This window comes from Kordiimonas sediminis, assembly GCF_014656395.1.
Classification (GTDB): Bacteria; Pseudomonadota; Alphaproteobacteria; order Sphingomonadales; family Kordiimonadaceae; genus Kordiimonas_A; species Kordiimonas_A sediminis.
On the sequence record NZ_BNCI01000001.1, the window covers coordinates 288,792 to 308,094 of the forward strand.

At 49.7% G+C, this 19,303-nt stretch carries 18 protein-coding genes; 10 read left to right on the top strand and 8 right to left on the bottom strand.

All coding sequences use genetic code 11. The annotated features are described in order from the left end of the window. Positions 1 to 66 precede the first annotated feature (66 nt). Positions 67 to 546 (top strand): bacterioferritin, encoded by a 480-nt coding sequence (gene bfr, locus IE181_RS01360; protein ID WP_191249766.1) that lies wholly within the window; start codon positions 67 to 69, stop codon positions 544 to 546. A 66-nt stretch (positions 547 to 612) separates the two neighbouring features. On the opposite strand, the gene IE181_RS01365 is transcribed toward bfr, so the two are convergent. Further along, positions 613 to 804, bottom strand: a complete 192-nt coding sequence (locus tag IE181_RS01365; RefSeq protein ID WP_191249767.1) for a (2Fe-2S)-binding protein — start codon at positions 802 to 804, stop codon at positions 613 to 615. 189 nt (positions 805 to 993) lie between these two features. Here IE181_RS01365 and IE181_RS01370 point away from each other — a divergent pair, with 189 nt between their 5' ends. After that, positions 994 to 1,437, top strand: a complete 444-nt coding sequence (locus IE181_RS01370; RefSeq protein WP_191249768.1) for a Rid family detoxifying hydrolase — start codon at positions 994 to 996, stop codon at positions 1,435 to 1,437. Between the two features lie 162 nt (positions 1,438 to 1,599). On the opposite strand, the gene IE181_RS01375 is transcribed toward IE181_RS01370, so the two are convergent. Beyond that, positions 1,600 to 1,809: a hypothetical protein gene (locus tag IE181_RS01375; RefSeq protein WP_191249769.1), complete on the bottom strand. Its 210-nt coding sequence runs from the start codon at positions 1,807 to 1,809 to the stop codon at positions 1,600 to 1,602. Between the two features lie 306 nt (positions 1,810 to 2,115). Between IE181_RS01375 and IE181_RS01380 the strand changes: the two genes are divergently transcribed. The 4 genes from IE181_RS01380 (at position 2,116) to IE181_RS01395 (ending at position 10,949) form a co-directional block, all read left to right on the top strand. Continuing rightward, the gene (locus IE181_RS01380) at positions 2,116 to 2,799 is read left to right on the top strand and encodes a PEPxxWA-CTERM sorting domain-containing protein (protein ID WP_191249771.1); all 684 of its coding nucleotides are present in this window, start codon (positions 2,116 to 2,118) and stop codon (positions 2,797 to 2,799) included. Between the two features lie 309 nt (positions 2,800 to 3,108). Further along, positions 3,109 to 5,502: an ATP-binding protein gene (locus IE181_RS01385; RefSeq protein ID WP_191249772.1), complete on the top strand. Its 2,394-nt coding sequence runs from the start codon at positions 3,109 to 3,111 to the stop codon at positions 5,500 to 5,502. Positions 5,503 to 5,733: 231 nt separating this feature from the next. Further along, positions 5,734 to 6,894: a DUF4347 domain-containing protein gene (locus tag IE181_RS01390; RefSeq protein WP_191249773.1), complete on the top strand. Its 1,161-nt coding sequence runs from the start codon at positions 5,734 to 5,736 to the stop codon at positions 6,892 to 6,894. A 212-nt stretch (positions 6,895 to 7,106) separates the two neighbouring features. After that, positions 7,107 to 10,949: a beta strand repeat-containing protein gene (locus tag IE181_RS01395; RefSeq protein ID WP_191249774.1), complete on the top strand. Its 3,843-nt coding sequence runs from the start codon at positions 7,107 to 7,109 to the stop codon at positions 10,947 to 10,949. Between the two features lie 159 nt (positions 10,950 to 11,108). Here the strand turns inward: IE181_RS01395 and IE181_RS01400 are convergent, their stop codons facing one another. Further along, the gene (locus IE181_RS01400; RefSeq protein ID WP_191249775.1) at positions 11,109 to 11,447 is read right to left on the bottom strand and encodes a PilZ domain-containing protein; all 339 of its coding nucleotides are present in this window, start codon (positions 11,445 to 11,447) and stop codon (positions 11,109 to 11,111) included. A 302-nt stretch (positions 11,448 to 11,749) separates the two neighbouring features. On the opposite strand from IE181_RS01400, the gene IE181_RS01405 reads away from it, so the two are divergent. From IE181_RS01405 to cysK, 3 genes are all read left to right on the top strand, one after another. Continuing rightward, positions 11,750 to 12,325, top strand: coding sequence for a lysophospholipid acyltransferase family protein (locus tag IE181_RS01405; RefSeq protein WP_191249776.1), 576 nt, complete (start codon positions 11,750 to 11,752; stop codon positions 12,323 to 12,325). 188 nt (positions 12,326 to 12,513) lie between these two features. Further along, a complete protein-coding gene (locus IE181_RS01410; protein ID WP_229819064.1) occupies positions 12,514 to 13,362 on the top strand; it encodes a serine O-acetyltransferase in 849 nt (282 codons plus the stop codon). Between the two features lie 59 nt (positions 13,363 to 13,421). Next, positions 13,422 to 14,342: a cysteine synthase A gene (gene cysK / locus IE181_RS01415; RefSeq protein ID WP_191249777.1), complete on the top strand. Its 921-nt coding sequence runs from the start codon at positions 13,422 to 13,424 to the stop codon at positions 14,340 to 14,342. A gap of 71 nt (positions 14,343 to 14,413) precedes the next feature. On the opposite strand, the gene IE181_RS01420 is transcribed toward cysK, so the two are convergent. From IE181_RS01420 to IE181_RS01440, 5 genes are all read right to left on the bottom strand, one after another. Beyond that, on the bottom strand, positions 14,414 to 14,782 hold the full coding sequence (locus tag IE181_RS01420) for a hypothetical protein (protein WP_191249778.1): 369 nt from the start codon (positions 14,780 to 14,782) through the stop codon (positions 14,414 to 14,416). An 87-nt stretch (positions 14,783 to 14,869) separates the two neighbouring features. After that, entirely contained in the window at positions 14,870 to 15,940 is a 1,071-nt protein-coding gene (locus IE181_RS01425) for an AI-2E family transporter (protein WP_191249779.1), read from the bottom strand. Between the two features lie 24 nt (positions 15,941 to 15,964). Further along, the gene (locus IE181_RS01430) at positions 15,965 to 16,723 is read right to left on the bottom strand and encodes an SDR family NAD(P)-dependent oxidoreductase (RefSeq protein ID WP_191249780.1); all 759 of its coding nucleotides are present in this window, start codon (positions 16,721 to 16,723) and stop codon (positions 15,965 to 15,967) included. Positions 16,724 to 16,804: 81 nt separating this feature from the next. Continuing rightward, entirely contained in the window at positions 16,805 to 17,893 is a 1,089-nt protein-coding gene (locus tag IE181_RS01435; RefSeq protein ID WP_191249781.1) for a hypothetical protein, read from the bottom strand. Between the two features lie 153 nt (positions 17,894 to 18,046). Further along, positions 18,047 to 18,940: a peptidoglycan bridge formation glycyltransferase FemA/FemB family protein gene (locus IE181_RS01440; protein ID WP_191249782.1), complete on the bottom strand. Its 894-nt coding sequence runs from the start codon at positions 18,938 to 18,940 to the stop codon at positions 18,047 to 18,049. A 107-nt stretch (positions 18,941 to 19,047) separates the two neighbouring features. On the opposite strand from IE181_RS01440, the gene IE181_RS01445 reads away from it, so the two are divergent. Further along, positions 19,048 to 19,287 carry a hypothetical protein gene (locus tag IE181_RS01445; protein WP_191249783.1) on the top strand — a complete coding sequence of 80 codons (240 nt, stop codon included), beginning with the start codon at positions 19,048 to 19,050 and terminating at the stop codon, positions 19,285 to 19,287. Positions 19,288 to 19,303: the final 16 nt, after the last annotated feature.

Below are 19,303 nucleotides of genomic sequence, written 5' to 3' on the forward strand. Positions count from 1 at the left end.
GGATTTGATTTGTTCCCAAATACAGGTAAGATACTTTTCAGTCAGTTACAAAGCAGGAGAAGCATCATGAAGGGCGATAAAGTCGTTATCAAACATTTGAATATAGTTCTGAAAAATGAACTAACAGCCATCAATCAATATTTCCTGCATTCCCGCATGCTGAAAGACTGGGGCATGACCAAATTGGCCGAAAAGGAATATGAAGAGTCCATTGATGAAATGAAACATGCTGACGAACTGATCGAACGCATTTTATTTCTCGAAGGTCTCCCTAACCTGCAGGACCTGGGCAAACTATTGATCGGTGAAAATGTCGAAGAGATCTTGTCTTGTGACCTGAAAATCGAACAAACTGCCCATGAAGACCTGAAAGCTGCTATCGCATACTGTGAAGAAACGAAAGACTATGTCTCCCGCGATTTATTCAAGGATATTCTGTCTTCTGAAGAAGAGCACATAGACTATCTGGAAACACAGCTTGGCCTGATCGACAAAATGGGACTGCAAAATTACATTCAATTGCAGTCCGCTTCAGCCGACGAATAACTCATACGGTTTGGGAGTGGGAATACCCTGCTCCCTTTACTGATACGAATGGGAATACTATTCGGACTATTCTGCCGCCAACAGGACCTGCTCTGACAATTCTTCGCTCACCAGACCTTCCGCGCAATCACGGCACATGCCACAGCAAAAATTATTGCCCAGCGCCTTATAAGTTTCTTCGGCATTCTGAACGCCACCCGCGCGAACCGTCTGGCGGATGTCAGTATCAGTATATCCATTGCACATGCAAACGTACATAGCTTGTCCTATATCGAATCACTTATTGCGAATAGTTATCAGTTTCATTATCAAAAGAGAAAGAATGCGTCAAGACATTAGCGCACGGAAACATGACGATTTCAGATGAAAGCATACAGGAAGTATGGTTTAGTCTGCCTATGGTTTTAATGGTGCAGTCATGCACAAAAATTACAGACGGGGGATCTTATGTCTTTGACCAACAAACTTACTGCAGCTCTTTTTGCGACGGCACTGACCGCTGGCGCGGTAAACGCAGATGTAAAATTTCACCAAAAACCTGGGGACACATCTGGATATCCCTTCTCTGAATCGGTTGAAGTGAATGGTTTACTGTTCATGTCAGGGCAAATTGGCACCGGCCCGGACGGCCAGCTTGTAGAAGGCGGGATTGTCGCTGAAAGCAACCAAACCATGAAAAATATTCAGGAAGCTTTGGCACGTCGCGGTCTAGATACCAGCGACCTGGTGAAATGTACCGTTTTCCTGCAGGATATTAAAGAATGGGCATCCTTCAACACTGTTTACCGCCAGTACTTCAAGGGGAGCTTTCCGGCAAGAAGCGCATTGGCGGCAAGCGGACTGGCCCTTAATTCACGCGTCGAAGTAGAATGTATCGCTGCCTTGCGGTAGTACGCAGCAACAGCAATAAGCGGCCTTTACGCTACCGTGTGCTTCACTTCCAGTGACGACAAGCACTAGATAGAAAGAGTGAAACGACCCATTATGGCTGCCGTGCACCATCTCGGCGGCCATTATTATAAAAGTAGCATCACAATTCGCTATGCTGGTTCTCTATACTGTAATTAACACATCCAACGCCTGGGCAAAGTCGCGGGGCTTCATATGCTGAAACCGATCAAAAAGCTCACTTGCAATCTGTTCACAGTGACGCAGTTCATCAACAGAATTTACCCGATACTCACGCACAATGTCAGATGATGCCGAAGGACCGCGCCGCACCTGCGGTATCCCGTCTTTATCAATTAAACACATGCTTGGCATGTCTATTCCCTCCTGTGGGTTACACTCGCCTGAGATTCGATTAACCTGATTGTATTTTACCACCCGATTCGTGCCAAAATGAAACACTTTCAGGGCCTTATAGTGCCATTATAGGCAATTTTTACGACAAACTCAATCAAATCGAAGCAATTTGTTAACTTTTTGTTAATATTGATTGACTCACCCACCCCCCTCAGGTAGTTTAGCTTCAAATAAACGAATAAATCTATCGGGCGACGGGAACATTAATCTAGGCAGATTGCTCCCAACATAGTGTAGATAAACCGCGAATAACGGGAGGTTTTCATGCGGAAACTTATTTCAGCAGCAGTACTTGCACTTGGGTTTGCTATGCCATCTCAGGCTGCAGTTACATTTGACTTTATTAACGACGATCCAAACGGTGCGGACGCACCTGGCGCGTGGAACAACAAAAACGAACGTGCCGAAATGGACGGTACTATTCTTGAATTTGATGGCATTTATATCGAATTCAGTGCATCGTCCACCTACGGTGACGGCTATGCATACTTTGACTCTGGCAATGCCGGTCTTGGTGTTTGTAGCAACATTGGTGACCGTACAGACTTCTTCGGCAATGTTGTATCCAATCAGTGTGTTCCAGGCAGCGACGATAACCTGACACAGGGCGAAAATCTTACCCTTACTTTCTGGTATGATGCTGCTGGTACACAAGCAGCAGAATTGCAGCTATACGACATTGTATTCCGCAACGCAGCACACGAAGTTATAACTGATTATAACTTCAACGTGAACGGTTCTGACATGGCGATGGGTGGTTACGATTCAGGCTCAGTAAACCATAGCTATACTTTTGCATATGCAAATCAGAACGCTAACCAGTACTACATCAGCTCTATTAGTGCTATCAGCGCAGTGCCTGAGCCTGCCACTTGGCTGATGCTGATCCTTGGCTTTGGTATGGTTGGTGTTGCAACACGCCGCCGTAACAAAATCGCCCTTGCATAAGCAATAGCGACATAATTCTTCGATTAAGGCGGCTTTCACAGCCGCCTTTTTTGTGCCTACTACACTTTTAAAAAACCTCATTATACCAGCATAGATATTACCGCTTCCCGTGATGAGATAACCCCGTACTCTATTTGTTAATTGCCAAGGGTACCGCTTGCACCTATTCTTCAAAGTAGATACCATTCTACCTGACCTAACCGAAAAAACTGTAAGCAAAGGCAAATCTGCACCATTCGCAGCAGGACCCATATTTTGAAAAAACGATATCTATATCGATTTATAATATTACTCTTGTTATACGGCTTTGTGGCTGCATTTATCAGTTCAAGCATTGAAAAAAACAATGAAGCAGATCTCAGAGCTGAAACAAGCGATGCTGTCGCCGCCTACAGGGCACAGCTGGAACATGCGATAGCGACTAATCTGGCACTGACCGCCAGCCTGAAATCCTACATTGCTGTAAACCCAGATATCACTCAGGAAAGATACGCTACCTTTGCAGCAGACCTGCTGAGCTACCGGAACCACATTCGCAATATTGGTGCAGCGAAAGACCTGATAATAACGCATATGTATCCGGTTGAAGGCAATGAGCGTGCAATCGGCGTCGCTTATAAGGATATCCCTGATCAGTATCAAGCTGTCCAAGAAGCATTAGAAGCAAACCAAATCATTCTGGCTGGCCCGGTCAATCTGGTTCAGGGTGGGAACAGTATTATTGCCCGACTGCCAGTATATTATGCCGGAACAGATAAACCGTGGGGGGTTGTCTCTGTTGTCATCGATTCCGATGCCCTGTTCCGCGACATGACATATGATACGGACAGATGGAACATAGCGATAAAAGGCAAAGACGCTAAAGGCGCCGCTGGAGAGACCGTGCACGGTGATATGGAAGCCTTCACAGATGCCAGGGCCGTTACCTCTACCATGCTATTACCGTACGGCAGTTGGCAAATAGCTGGCGTCAGCCGAGAAGCCCCTTCCACCCTTTGGCACCGAACCGGGCTGTTCCTGGCGTTTCTGTTCGTGACTATGGTCACTTACATGTTTGTCCGCAATCAGGAGCGATACACACAAAACCTTCAGGCAGAGCGCGAACATGCACAGCAGGCTAATGAAGCCAAAAGCATCTTCCTGTCAAATATGACCCATGAACTGCGCACCCCGCTCACTGGGGTCATTGGTATGCTTGATCTGGTGACGCGGACAAACTTGACATCTGAACAAGAAAACATCCTAAGCACTGCCCGCCATAGCGCAACCCTGTTGATGAATATTATCAATGATATTCTGGATATTTCGAAGCTGGAGGCAGGCAAAAAAACGCTCGACTACTCTAGCGAGTCGCCCATAAAAGTAACCCAAAACGTACACGAAATATTATCCGCTTTCGCGCAAAAACATTCGGTCAAACTTATTCTTGATTTTGATGATTGTAGCCTAAGAGACAGTCAGCGCCTTAAACTACCGGTACAGGCCATAACGCAGATTTTGATGAATCTGGTCAATAATGCGATCAAATTCTCGCAAAATGGCACTGTCCGTATACGCTTAAGCTGCACTACTTTAGCGGATACGGGTGATGACATATCCCTTCAATGGCAAATCATTGACACCGGCATTGGCATCCCTTCCAAAGACCTTGATCGAATTTTTGACCGTTTCGAGCAGGAAGATGCAAGCACTACAAAGTCCATTCAGGGTACAGGGCTTGGACTGGCAATATGCAAACAGTTGACAGATCTTATCGGCGGGAGCCTGTCTGTTGAAAGCGTACATGGCCATGGATCAGTATTTATACTAAGCGCGGCTTTCAAACCCGCAGCAGGTGAACAGGCCCCGACCAATGATGCCCCAACAATCAATCCCGCCCCTCGGCTCAGACCGGCTATGGATTCCAAGCCGCTCGAAGGGTTAACAATTCTTTTTGCTGACGACAATCAAACCAACAGGTTTCTTGTCAAAACCCTGTTACAGCACAATGGGGCCAACTATTTTGAAGCGGAAAACGGTCAAGAGTGTATAGACGTTTGGCGCCATAACCGGGAGCATATTGATCTGATTCTGATGGATATAAGCATGCCAGTCATGAACGGCATCACTGCGACACAAAAAATCCAGGCAGAGGCAACATCACTAGGTGAAAAAGCACCGCCCATCTTGGCGCTGACAGCTAATTCACTCCAGTCCGATATCGATTCTTATCTTCAGAACGGGCTTGATGGCTATATTGGTAAACCCATTAATCCAGAACAAATGAACGAGACTATTCTCGCATTTCTCACTAAGAGCAATGACAACGGTTCAGCCCCCGAACGGCAGATTCCCCCTTATCAGGCCGACGTATCGCTATTGCAGGAACCGGTTAATGCTGAAACACTGGCAACACTCCGCCAAGTCGTTGGCACTGAATTTGGTACGATCATACGCAGCTACAAAACGTATATAGAAGAAAATACCCCCAAAATACTTACAGCGGGTCACGAAAAGGATACTGTTCAACTGGCTGAGTGTGCCCATTCATTCAAGTCCTGCAGTCTGCAGCTTGGTGCAGAACATCTGGCCGAACTTGCAGTTCAAATTGAACAGTATGCGAACGCCGGAGACCTGGACAAAACCATCCCCATTCTTTCAGAATTTGAGCAAGAAGCCCTGCGTGTCCAAGCCTATCTCAGGGAGCACTTTCCGACGGCCTGACGAAACAGCGAGAAGTCTTTGACGCAGCAATTCTTTCATTAATTGCAACACTTCATATTTTCTTTACTTATTATCGGGTAAGATCCCACCTGATAGGGGCCTAGTGGACTGATAAAGAACAATTTTATTCAAAAACTGTTAACTTTACTTCAAAAACCCCGTACAGAGTAATTGCATGTATGAAAACAACCTTAAGCTGGTTTTTACTTTAATGTTGGGGAGTCAATACCGATGTCATTTCTGCGTCAAAACCATCCAAACACAGAATCAAAAGAAATCTTAATAATTGCACATGATGTGGAAGACCAATCCGTTCTTCTTGACGGGTTAAAGGATGGCATAGCCGTGCATCACCTCGACCCTTCATCACCTGCGCTGGAGCAAATTGCCGCCGCTACAGCAAAATTCCCTGCGATTGAAACCCTGCATATTCTGTCCCACGGTGCTCCGGGCCAACTTAACATTGGCGACATGCCTGTTACTAACGACACTCTTCAACGGGCAGACGGCGCTATCTCAGCGATAAAATCCAATCTTGTCAGTGGCGCAAAAGTTGCCTTGTGGGCCTGTAATATCGCAGCAGAGAAATCCGGTGCGGTCTTTATTGATACACTAGAGCGCCTGCTCGGTGCCAATGTTTTTGCATCTAGCCAGCCTGTAGGGGCCGTAGCCCTGGGCGGTACATGGTCGACCGGGACATTGGTCCCTTTCAGCAAAGCATCCATAGATTCTTACCCACATACACTCGGGGTGTTCGATGGCGTTGGTGGCTTAGCGAACGCCACAGATTACACTGAAACCGACAGTGGAATCGACATGACAGTGACATTCAATAATGGCACTGCAAGTAATCTTGACGCGGGTGGCCTTGGTGGTTCTACAGACTTTGTGTGGACTGACGTCAGTGGGGGTTTTGTTTCTAGCGTCACTTTTACCTTTTCGGCTGGTATTGATATCTCTTCCTTTGTCTATTTTGAAACAGATACTGTATCACCCGGTGATTATGTATTCACCGTAACAAACGGGACTGGAACAACCCAAACTCTTACTGATGCCAGCTTCACAGGCAGCGGCGTTGTTGTAACTCCAGGTGACTGGACTAATGTGACTGAGTTTACAGTCACCACTACTGCGACTGACTTTGCTCCTGGATTTGATACTCTGAACTTTACTGCAACGGTTACAAATAATAACCCCACACAGACTGGGGTCATGCCTGTCGATCTCACGGTCACGGAAGACACAGCGTCCAATCTGGACCTGTCTGGCCTGACACTCGCAGACGCGGACGGCGACACCGGCGTCGTTCTGACCCTGACAGCATCCGCAGGCACCATGGCTGCCACGTCAGGCGGCGGTGTTACCATTGGCGGCTCCGGCACGGGCACCTGACCCTGACGGGCACGGCAGCAAACATTGACACCTACCTGAACACGGCGACAAACATACAATATACTGGTGCTGCAAACGTAAATGGGAATAATGCAGCGACACTCGATATTGATATCAATGATCAGGCTGGTTCCGGTGACATTGATCTGAATGCCACAGACACAAACATCGACATTACTGCGGTCAACGATGACCCAACACAATCTGGCATAATGCCAACCGATATCACGGTCACGGAAGACACGGCGTCCAATCTGGACCTGTCTGGCCTGACACTCGCAGATGTCGACGGTGATACTGGTGTCGTTCTGACCCTGACAGCATCTGCAGGCACCATGGCCGCAACGTCAGGCGGTAGTGTTACCATTGGCGGCTCCGGCACGGGCACTCTGACCCTGACGGGCACAGCAGCAAACATTGACACCTACCTGAACACGGTGACAAACATACAGTATACGGGTGCGGCAAATGCCAGCGGCGATAATGCAGCAACACTCGATATTGATATCAATGACCAGGCCGGTTCCGGTAACATTGATCTGAATGCCACAGACACAAACATCGACATTACTGCAGTCAACGATGACCCGACGGCTACAGGAATTCCAACCGACGTATCTTTTATTGAAGACACGCAAGGTGATCTAAACCTGTCTGCCATAACCTTTGCTGATATTGACAGCACTGGAAGCGTCACAGCGACACTAACCGCATCTGCAGGAACGCTCGTTGCTTCAAATGGTGGTGGAGTAACTATCAGTGGCTCTGGCACTGGAACACTGGCCCTAAGCGGCACAATTGCTGATATTAATACCTACCTGGATACTACCACAAACATCCAGTATACAGGTGCCGCGGACGTAAACGGAAATGACGCAGCGATAGTAACGGTTTCCATGAATGACGGCGATGGATCCGGAGATGTTACCCTTGGCACCGTCAATGTTGATCTGACCGCCGTCAATGACGAACCAACATTGACCGCAACCGGACAAAACCCAACATATATTGAAGGCGCAGCAGCTTCTGACCTGTTCTCTGGTGTAACGGCTTCTACGTCTGACACCGGCGAAGGCCAAACTTTCTCAGGCATGACACTAACGGTCACGAACCTTTCTGACGGCGCGAGTGAACTCCTGAACATCGACGGCACAGCGATATCACTGAACGATGGTGCCAGCGGTACGACCTCAACCAACAGCCTCAGCTTTGCTGTTTCTGCTGCTGGCGGCACTGCGACGATTACCTTGTCTGGCGGCACGCTCTCTGAAGCTGCGCTGCAAACGCTCGTTGACGGTATGTCCTATGAAAACACAAGCGATAATCCAACTACTGGTGCCAACCGTGTTGTTACCATCACCAGCCTGACTGACAGTGGCGGCACTTTAAATGGCGGCGACGATACAGTCGCGCTTGCCATCTCTTCAAGCGTGACAATAACGCCCGTTAATGACGCCCCAGTTGTGAATAACCTGTTTGGTGATAACACGAGCCAGGTTGTCGCTGGCTCAGGCGCGACCGCGGTCTCAGATATGGCGGATGTAACGGTAAGCAACGCTGATTCTTCTGATTATATCGGTGGTCTTATCTCAATCACTCAAACAGGCGGCACCGCAAATGGCACATGGTCCCTGGACGGCACCACCGTTACCTCCGGAGGTGATGGTGTAATCACCGCGGGTCAAACCATCTCAGTTGGTGGTCTTGCCATTGGCGTTGTAGATGGCGGTTTTGATGGCAGCGCCGGCAGCCCGTTGCAAATTAGCTTCAATACGACAGATGCTACATCCGCAAACATTCAAACGCTGATTCAAAACCTTCGCTATGAAGCGCCGTCCGGGATAGGTGCCCGCGACTTCACCCTGACCCTTAATGACGGAGACGGTATCGCAAATGGTGGCGACCAAGACGTATCTGGCAGCTTCACTATTAACGTAACCCCGAACCCGCCAGTCATTGGTAATCTTGATGGTGACAGCATTAGCTTCACTGAAGGGGACAGCGCAACCACACTTGATGTCGGCAGCAATGCAACCCTTACAGACGTTGACTCGGCAAACCTTGATACTGGTAACCTGACAGTATCCTATGTATCCGGGCAGGCGGCTGAGGATATTCTGGTCGTGGATACCTCTGGAACAGTTTCCCTGACAGCTGGGATGACTGCAGGGTCTGACGTATCCGTTGGCGGTACAGTAATTGGTACAATTCAGGCAGGATCAACCGGCGGATCGTCAGAAGATCTGGTTATCACCTTCAATGCGGATGCAACGCTCGCACGGGTAGAGACGCTTCTGCAGTCGGTCCAATATCAGAACACCAACACTGACAATCCTGACGAGACAGACCGTGTACTTCGTTTTTCTGTGACCGACGCAAGCGGCGGCGCAACTGATACAGCTGATGTCACCGTCTCTGTTGCTGGTGCGAATGACAATCCAACTGTAACCGGTCTGCCATCCGATATCGCACTGTTAGAAGATACTGCAGGCAATCTTGATCTGTCAGCTTCTGCCTTTGCAGATGTAGATAGCGCGGGAACTGTCGTTGCAACGCTCACAGCCAGTGCCGGTACACTAACAGCCATAAGCGGTGGCAGCGTAACTGTTGGCGGCGCGGGAACAGGCACCCTGACACTAACAGGAACTGTTGCTGCAATTAATAGTTTCCTCGATACCGCTTCCAACGTTACCTATACGGGTGCGCTGAACGCTAACGGTAATGACGCTGCAACGGTTACTGTTGCAATGAACGATGGAAATGGTTCTGGCGATGTTACGCTTGGTACTGTCAATCTGGACCTTGGGGCCGTCAATGATGCCCCGGAAGGAACAGATGGGTCTGCATCCATAACCGACGGCGACAGTTATACCTTTGCGCTTAGTGACTTTGGCTTCACAGATATTGACGGCGATACACTCAACCGCGTTCAAATCAACGTACAGTCTATCGACAATGGTACGCTGGAACTGGGTGGCCTGACCGTCAGCGACGGTGACTGGATCAATGCGGCTGATATTACAAACCTTGTCTATGAAGGCACCGCTGCCGGCGCAGACAGCTTCACCTTCACCGTTGAAGACAACGGTATGGGCGGCAGCCTTGTCGATGCTACACCAAATACCTTCACGATTACCACGAACCCTCGCCCCGTAAACAACGACCACGCGGTTAAATCAACTGATCCTGATAAAATTGTGTCAACATCCGGTGACGATACGATCGAAGGTGGCAAAGAAAACAACTTCCTGGTTGGCGGCGCAGGCAACGATTATATCGATGGTGGTGACGGCAACGATAAAATCCTCGCGGGCGCTGATGATACCGGTAATGACACCATCGAAGGTGGTGCTGGCAACGACACCATTGGCGGCGGTGCTGGTGATGATTTCCTTGAAGGCGGTTCTGGTAGTGACCTCTTGTGGGGCGGTTCTGGCAACGATGTGATCTACCTGGCTGATCGCATTAATGAAAACGGTGATTTCAGCAGAAGCACTGCATGGGCAGGCTCTGGACAGGATACCGTATTCGGTGGCCTCGGTAGTGATATCATTGGTGGCGGCCTAGGCTCTGACGACATCTCCGGCGGCTTGGGGGCTGATACCATCTTCGGCGGTAGAGACAACGGCGATGACACCATTCAAGGCGGCTTCGGCAATGACCGAATCTTTGGCGGTAATGGCTTCGACACAATCGACGGCGGTCATGATAATGACATTCTCTATAATGGTGAAGGCGACGATACCGTTTATGGCGGTAGCGGTGACGATCAGCTTTGGGCTGGGGCCGGCGATGACATGCTATTTGGCGGCACGGGTCGCGATACCTTCAGCATCATTTCCAAATCTGGTAATGATGTCATTGGGGACTTTAATATTGATCAGGATATTCTGGACCTTCGGTTCTCAGGCCTCATCAACCTCAATGCCGTGAAGGCGGCTTCAAGTCAGGTTGGCGATGACCTGTTAATAAATCTGGGTGACGGAAATTCGATCAAGTTGCTGGATATCTCGGCAAGTGATCTGGATGATATGCAGATTACCTGGCTGGACTAAATCCTGTTACACTGGAAACACCAAGGGTCGACAAATTGTCGGCCCTTTTTCATGGGGATGGGAAATAAAGGCGCATAGCGCACAGTGGGCAAATGATAGTCCGCAACGCCCCCTACCACCGCAGCACAAAGATACTGAATTTAATATGAATAGCGTCCGTTACGGGCCAACGTCTTCTTCTGGCTTTTCTGGCACCTCAGAGAGATCAGCCCCTGCCTTTTCAGCGAACTTCTTCAGTAGCAGATCAGGGCCAGCAATCAATGTCAGCCCCAGTGTTCCCTCACTAGTCCAACGAATTTCACCCGCAAACTCGCCCAGTCCGTCCACATTCAGTATTAGCTGTGTGCCAATGGGCAGTTCCGATTCTGATGCGACAAGCGTTCCCGCCAGTGAGACATCCCGAATTTCAACCGGAAAAGACGTTTCATCGTCGGTTGTGACAGTTGCACGCCACGAAACAGGCAAACGGCTGTCGTTTCTTTTTTCGCTATCTGTCACATTCATTCCTTTCACGGGGGTTAGTCATTAAGGAATATCTCATTTTTTTCTTGAGTTAAAGTACCTTCAAATGGCATTTGATGCCTTATTACATCTTTTTAACCTTCTAGTGGCGGAGATAAGCAGTGCGCACGATAGTAAATGGGATACGGTCAATCGTGTTCAACTTGTCCTTTTACCTATTTACAATAATCTTCTGCACCTTTTTTGTCCTGCCAACAGTGCTTGCCAAAACCGATGGTCCAGTCAGAAAAGGCATAGGATATTATTGCAAGGGATCCCTGTTTCTTGCAAGGGTGCTGATGGGTATTCGCTATGAATTTAGAAATGCTGACCAACTGCCGAAAACAGGCGGCATCATATTAGCCGCTGCGCATCAAAGCTATATGGACCCGTTTCTTGCCTATCAGTTACGACAGGACGTAACAGCACTGGCAAAAAAAGAACTTTTTCAGATACCCATGATAGGCCCACTATTGAAAAAAATCGGCGTGGTGCGAGTAGACCGTCAGGCAGGACGATCCTCCAAGGGTATGGAAGACGTTGCCAAGCGCGTGAAAGAAGAAGGTAAAGTTCTGATTGTCTACCCGCAGGCTACCCGTGTACCAATCGGCGAAAGCCGTAAACTAAAACCCGGCGCTTTTTTCCTGCAGAAATTTGGCGACATGGATGTGTACCCTGTGGCCACGAGTACAGGTGTATTCTGGACAAAGGGATTTTGGCACCGCCCCGGCACGGCCGTGTATGCAATTGGGGAGCCCATCACCAATCGGCCCGAAAAAGAAGCCTTCATGAAACACCTGCAGCGCGAGGTTGTCGACAAAAGTGACGACCTGGTGCGCGAAGCTGGGTACGCGGCACTGTTGGACCGCCGTTAATCTTACCGGCTCCACTTCCTGCATAGCAGGTCTGCTACCTGAAGTACTGATACCTTCAGCCCCGACACGACACAGCCATATGGGTTAAGATCAAATCGCGATAATGTGAAGAATTTCTCGTTTAAAAGCCTCTTGTTGCCAGTAGCTTCAGCGCATACACTATGACCGTGCAGCAAGGGAGAGCCCCGATGGAAACAGCACATGTTCAAGACATGATCACCGAAGATTCTTTTGACGCAGAAACAATACGGCAGAAACTGCAGCGTCACTATGAACAGTATGACAAGCCAACCGGATTAACCCTTGAGAGTGTTGGCCATCTTACAGAACGTTTGATGGGGTTGATGTTCCCGCATCTTACGCCTGAAAATGAACTGGCATTGTCCCTGGACGAGCGCCTGGAATCTATCCGGAACGAGATAAAGCGCATTTGCAAACGCCTGAGCGGTGCCCACTGTGCCAGCCTTGATGCTTTTCTAAGCGACCTGCCTGACATAGCGAGCGTAAGCCATCAGGATGCCGTGGCAATCTATGAAGGTGATCCCGCTGCCCGATCACTTGAGGAAGTGATCCTCTGCTATCCGGGGCTATTTGCTGTAACTGCCTACCGGATCGCCCATGATCTTCTGAAACGAGACATACCGCTGCTACCACGGATGATTACAGAGTTTGCACACCAGAAAACCGGGATGGATATTCACCCCGGCGCCAAAATCGGCAGCCCGTTTTTTGTCGACCATGCAACGGAAATTGTCATTGGCGAAACAACTGTCATTGGCAACAATGTGAAACTTTATCAGGGTGTAACGCTTGGTGCCTTGCGCATTAAGCCGGGCGACAAAGTTACCAAACGCCATCCCACCATCGAAGACAATGTGGTAATCTACGCCAACGCAACTATTCTTGGGGGCGAAACGGTTGTTGGCAGGAATTCAATCATTGGCGGTAACGTATGGCTGACCCAGTCAGTACCACCGCATTCCCGCGTTATGTTTAAATCCTGCGAAACAGAGACCATTACCAAGATCGTCAAATAACAGCCTGTTACGCCGCTCGTTAGCATTGCTTGCAATAACACTATTAGGGGAGAAATCCAGTGAAGGTACAGTCTATTCTCGAAACCATCGGGGGGACACCCCATGTCAGACTTTCCCGCATGTTCCCTGACCATCAGGTCTGGTTGAAGCTAGAGCGCACAAACCCAAGTGGCTCGATCAAGGACCGAATTGCCCTGTCTATGGTCGAAGCGGCAGAACGTGATGGCCTTCTGAAGCCCGGCGGCACAATCGTTGAACCCACGTCCGGTAATACCGGCGTTGGGCTTGCGATGGTAGCTGCAGTGAAAGGCTACCGACTGATCCTTGTAATGCCGGATTCCATGTCTGTGGAACGCAGACGTCTAATGCTTGCTTACGGCGCAGAGTTTGTGCTGACCCCGCGCGAGTTGGGTATAAAAGGGGCGATTGCCAAGGCGGAAGAACTACTGCAGTCAATTTCAGGGACCTGGATGCCGCAGCAGTTTGAAAATGAAGCCAATTTGGAAGCTCACCGCCAGCATACCGGGCCAGAAATTATCGCCGATTTCAAAGATACTGGCGTTGATTATATGATCACGGGTGTCGGCACTGGCGGCCATCTGACTGGCTGCGCCGAAGTTATGAAAGCTGAATGGCCGAACCTGCAGGTATATGCGGTTGAGCCTGAGCTTTCCTCCGTTCTATCAGGGGGTGAACCTGGCCCCCACCCCATACAGGGAATTGGCGCAGGATTTATACCGGACGTGATGAATGTCAATATTCTGTCTGGTGTAATACCCGTGGATGCAGAAGATGCAAAAGCCGCCGCCCGCGAAGCGGCAACAAAAGAAGGTATTCTTGTCGGTATTTCATCCGGCGCGACCTTGGCGGCGATCCGGTCCAAGCTTACGGACATTGGCACTGACAAAGTTGTGCTTGGCTTCTGCTATGACACCGGCGAAAGATACCTGTCGGTACCTGACTTCCTGCCAGAGGAATAATCCCGGCAGGACACCGCCTGCGTGCATGGATACTTCTGAAGGTGATAGAGCCGGCTAATAAGCCAAGGCCGTTACACAGCAACGGCGTCTTCGGCAGCTGGCTCTTTATCTTCTTTATACTGGCCGGATTCCAAACGAACGATCATGGCGATCATATCCCCGCGAGTAGTCAGTTCCTTGTAGGAGCCACGCGGCAAGGGTATCCCCTGATCAATACAGTGGTTCAGAATAGCCGCACCAATTTCCTTGCTGAACAAAACAATATTATCAGTGGAATCATCAAAACAGATCGTCAACATCACTTCATCATTGTCATCAAGGCCGATCTCCAGCCCTTCAACAATCTCTTCGCCAGTTAGTCCCTTCATTTCCAGAAGTGGCCGCAACGCGATCAAAACTTCATCATGGCTGAAAACAATGCTGCGCGATTCTAATATCATCTGACTGATACCTTTATTCTTGCCCCAAGGTAGCAGGCCATCAGGCCCGAACGGGATATAGTATTATTGATAAGACTTTTCATTTGGTTAACAGGCTGTCTCTTTTTCGGCCGCAGATCGTTCCTGCCATGCACGAATAACCGCATTGGCAACGGTGGCAAGAGGAATAGCAAAAAACACGCCCCAAAAGCCCCACAGGCCGCCAAATATCAAGATGGCAATAATGATCGCATTGGGATGCAGGTCAACAACCTCGGAAAACAACAAAGGCGCCAAGAGATTGCCGTCCAGAGCCTGCAGAACCAGATACGCAACTATGGCAATGGCCGTTTCAGCCGCAAGTCCCCACTGGAAGAAAGCGACGACTGCCACCGGAATAGTAACCGTTGCGGCGCCAACGTATGGGATCAAAACGCTAAAGCCAGTCGCCACTGACAGGAGGGTCGCATATTGTAGCCCCAATACCTGATACGTTACAAAAGCGGCGGAGCCCACGATGATAATTTCATAAACTTTGCCCCGGGCATAATCCCCTGCCCGTTCCAGCGTTTCGCGCCAAACCTGTTCGAGGACGGGACGATCAGTTGGCAGAAACCCACCGATCCAGCCAAGAAGCTTATGCTTGTCCTTCATGAAGAAAAACACCATCACTGGCACCAGAACAGTATAGACGACCAGCGTGATAGCGCCCGTTAAACCATCCAGCGACCATTCCAGCAATTTTGGCCCGATGTTTGCCACTTCATTCCCAAGACCTGATAACCAGTTTTCCACCTGGGTTTCAGAGATCAGGGTCGGTATTCTTGTCTGCATATCAAGAAGCAAGGTCTGAATGCGACTGGCAATCGCAGGGGCATCATTCACAAACTGGGTGATTTGCTTAATCAGGGGCGGAATAACCGCAAGTGCCGTCAGGACACTGGCAACCAAAAACACGATGAACACAAGGATCACCGCAGCAAGTTCTGGCACCCCTTTACGCTGGAGCCAATTGGATGGCCCGTCCAACAAAAAGGCGATCACAACAGCAGCCAGGGCAGGCGTCAGCATCCGACCAAAGAATGTCAAAATCAGGAAGACAACAATCAGAGCAAGCAATAGCAGAACCATTTGCGGGTCTGAAAAAGTGCGCTGGTACCAGTCTTTAATCAAATTCATTCCGATTGCCTACCTTATGCGGGATTACCCGCTACTGGCGGCGCCGTCCACGACGACGTTCGCCCCATTCATCGTACCTGCTTCCTGACTTGCAAGATACAGGACAGTTTTAGCAACATCAAACGGATCAGCAGGCCCAGCCTTCGGGAAACCACCTGCAAACTTGCTCATGTCGCCACCAATATCAGCCAGCGCCCGGTCAAACATAGGTGTTTGCATTGGCCCCGGCGACACCGCATTAATGCGAATATTCTTCTGTGCATAATCAAGCGCCGCGCTTTTAGTCATACCCAGTACCGCATGTTTACTGGTGCCGTATGCCGCCATCCATTCAGCCCCAGATTTAGAGAGGATTGATGCAATATTCACAATCGCCCCTCCTGCACCAATGGCTTCCATCAGCTTGATCTCCTGACGCATGGCATACCAAACCCCCATTACATTGGTTTGAATGACATCCTCGACCATGCTGATATCCTGATCTGCAAATCGGGCAGCACTGTGGCTAATGCCTGCGTTGTTGACAGCAATCTCAAGTCCGCCCATAGCATCGGCGGCACGCCTGATAAAATCTGTGATACTGGTTTCACTGCGCACATCGGCATGATGATAGGTTACTGAACCGGGTAAGTCTGTAGCAGACGCACAAACACGCAGCCCTTCATCATCCAGCAAGCCACAAAAATGCACATCTGCCCCCTCAGAGGCAAAGGATTTTACAATGGCTTCCCCTAAACCGGATGTACCGCCGGTTACGATGACTTTTGAGCTTTGAAACCGCATGAATTACTATCCTGACCGTTTCCCTGCTGTTACTCCCTGCCAACACGATGTGCAAGGAAAGAGTAGGGAAAACAGGAAGAATCAGCCTTTACTGTGAGCATGGCCGTGGGAATGCCGGTGGAACGGGGCAAAAACACCCCCAAAGAACACCCGCGCCCCTTGATACATCAAGGTGCCTACTATGATAGCCAACCAAACAGCAAACAACAAGAAGCTGCCCCGCCCAAGCGGCATCAAATCAGGCATCATTTCTGCAAGGATGGACATCCCGAACCAGGCGATCAATGTCCACGGAACATAGGACATGGCACCGCGCAGCGCCGGACGCCACTCTTTATAGCGGGATTTGCTGATACCCAGCGCCAACAGAACACCCAGCATCAACAAGGGCGCCGTAAAGACCCCAACTTCGACAAGAAGATCAATCGTGTGATGCGCAACATGCGGGAAGGTATCACTGTGCGGCGTATGTTCAATATAATGAGTGATAATCAGCATGCTGATAAACACAAGCCCCGCCGCTGTGCCGACACGGCCACCTTTGCGGATAATATCCTGATTGCCAGCCGTATCTGCATGGCCAAGCGGGTGCAGAACAATATGCAGGAGCGACCCAGCAGCAAACGCCTGCCAATAGCCAAACATAGGCAGGGAATATGCCTCGGACACACTGTTGAAGAAGAAATATCCAAGAACCGTCGTCATGCCCAGCGCACCCAGCAGAAGGAGACCCGTCATGCTGGACAGCATAGAGCGAAACAACCACCAAAGTGTAATCGCGATCCCGGCACGGTGCAGTAATATGCCAAGCTGGATGAATGTCCCGTCCGATGCTTCGTTGGCAAAGGCGATCAGCGCCCCGTCCGTCGCCGCATGAACAATCAGTGCAAGGGAAGCAACCATCAGCACAATACGGTGCGTCATGGCTTCCGCCTTGTGAAACAACAGTTCCGATATCCAGGGGATACTAAGACCAAGTGCGGCGATCAACAGCGCCAGAATCCCACCATGCGCCATGGCTTCCGGTAACAGAGTTAGCGTGACAAGGCCAATGACTGTAATCAAAACGAATCCGTCAAACCCGGCCCTGATACCAGGTCGGGTTTTTACAGATCGCGCCAATAGCGGTGCGAAAAGTAGCAATAAAACAGAGACGATTAACGCGGTCATTCAGTCATCCAGAATCAATTTCTGCACTATATGGTTATAAAGTAACATTAACACAAGAGATAAAATAAAAAAACGACAATGTTTCGAACAATTCCATTTAACGGGAAACCATATCTTCATAAGTGTAACGGAAAAGCCGCAGTGGGTAGTCCTTTACACATATGTTCCAACAAAGGTGACGGGCTCTGCGCCCATACCAAGTTTAAAGCGCGCAATCCCCGCTAAATCCGCCGTATTTAACCCGCCAAGATCAAGAAAACCTATGCCGCGCTCTTTCAGGGCTGTGATGGCTTCCCACAATACCCTGTTGTGGATATTCAGCGCCCGCGCTTCGTCTCCGGCCCACCCGATATAATAGGTGGCGCTGTTGCCGTGCAGCAGGAAAAGTGCCGCCGCAATCCGTTCTTTCCCCTTATGGGCCGTAACGGTCAAAACAGGCGGCGCATCCTTGGGGCGAAACTGCTTATAGGCACTGATATATTTTGGTGTCATCCCAAGCGGAGTCGCCTGATACCGGCGATTACTACGCTGCATCGCCTCCTTTTCTAACAGCCAAAGATACTGATGCTCGCGCTTTCCCCCCAGGCTGATTGTACTATCCGATGCTTCGGCTTTTTTTAGCTGATTGCGCCACTTGCCGTGCAGCCCTGCCCGCAAAGTTTCTGCATCCGGCCTGATGTCCAGCCAGACGGTTGAAAATCCGGTCATAACGCGTCTGGTCTTGGCCGCTTTCATCATCTGCCGGGAAAGAGGAATATTCGGCAGGTCCGGTTGCAGCGCGAAAAAGTCCCACCGCAGTTTGGAATGCCCTGCCTTCAGAGCCTTAAACCCGTCAACCCACCGCGGGTCATCACTATTTGTTGGCTGATACCAAAGGGGCCCGCGCATGCATACGGACAAATCAGCAAAACGAAACATCTTGCGCGAGGAAATCAGCGCATGACCCACCGGGGTTTCATTCTCAAACAAGGTCTTCTGATACACTGTTGCACCGTAAGAAGAAATCGCAAGACCATAGGCCCAGTGCTGCTGCAATGGTAACGGCATATCAGGGGTCACATGCGCATAACTGACTGGATTCAAAGGGCCGATTTTTGCAGTGATGGACACGGGATAGTCTTGCCTCTTGTCAGTGATCTGGTACGGTGGAGCTTATGACGATATTTTCTAAAAAACCAGAGACAGTTATGGGGTGGACCATTGCACCGCCGCGTCTTGGCTTGTGGGCGTATCTTTACGGCATCCTGTATTTTGCTGTGCCGTTTTTAGGGGCAATGGCGCTTCTGGATCTGGTCTTCTATTTCATTTTTCAGGAATTTTTTGACAGCTGTTATGCTGTTTTCTGTCTGTTTGAAGGTACCGACGCAGTATCCGTACCTTCTTCTGTTACCTAAGACGTAAGACACTAAG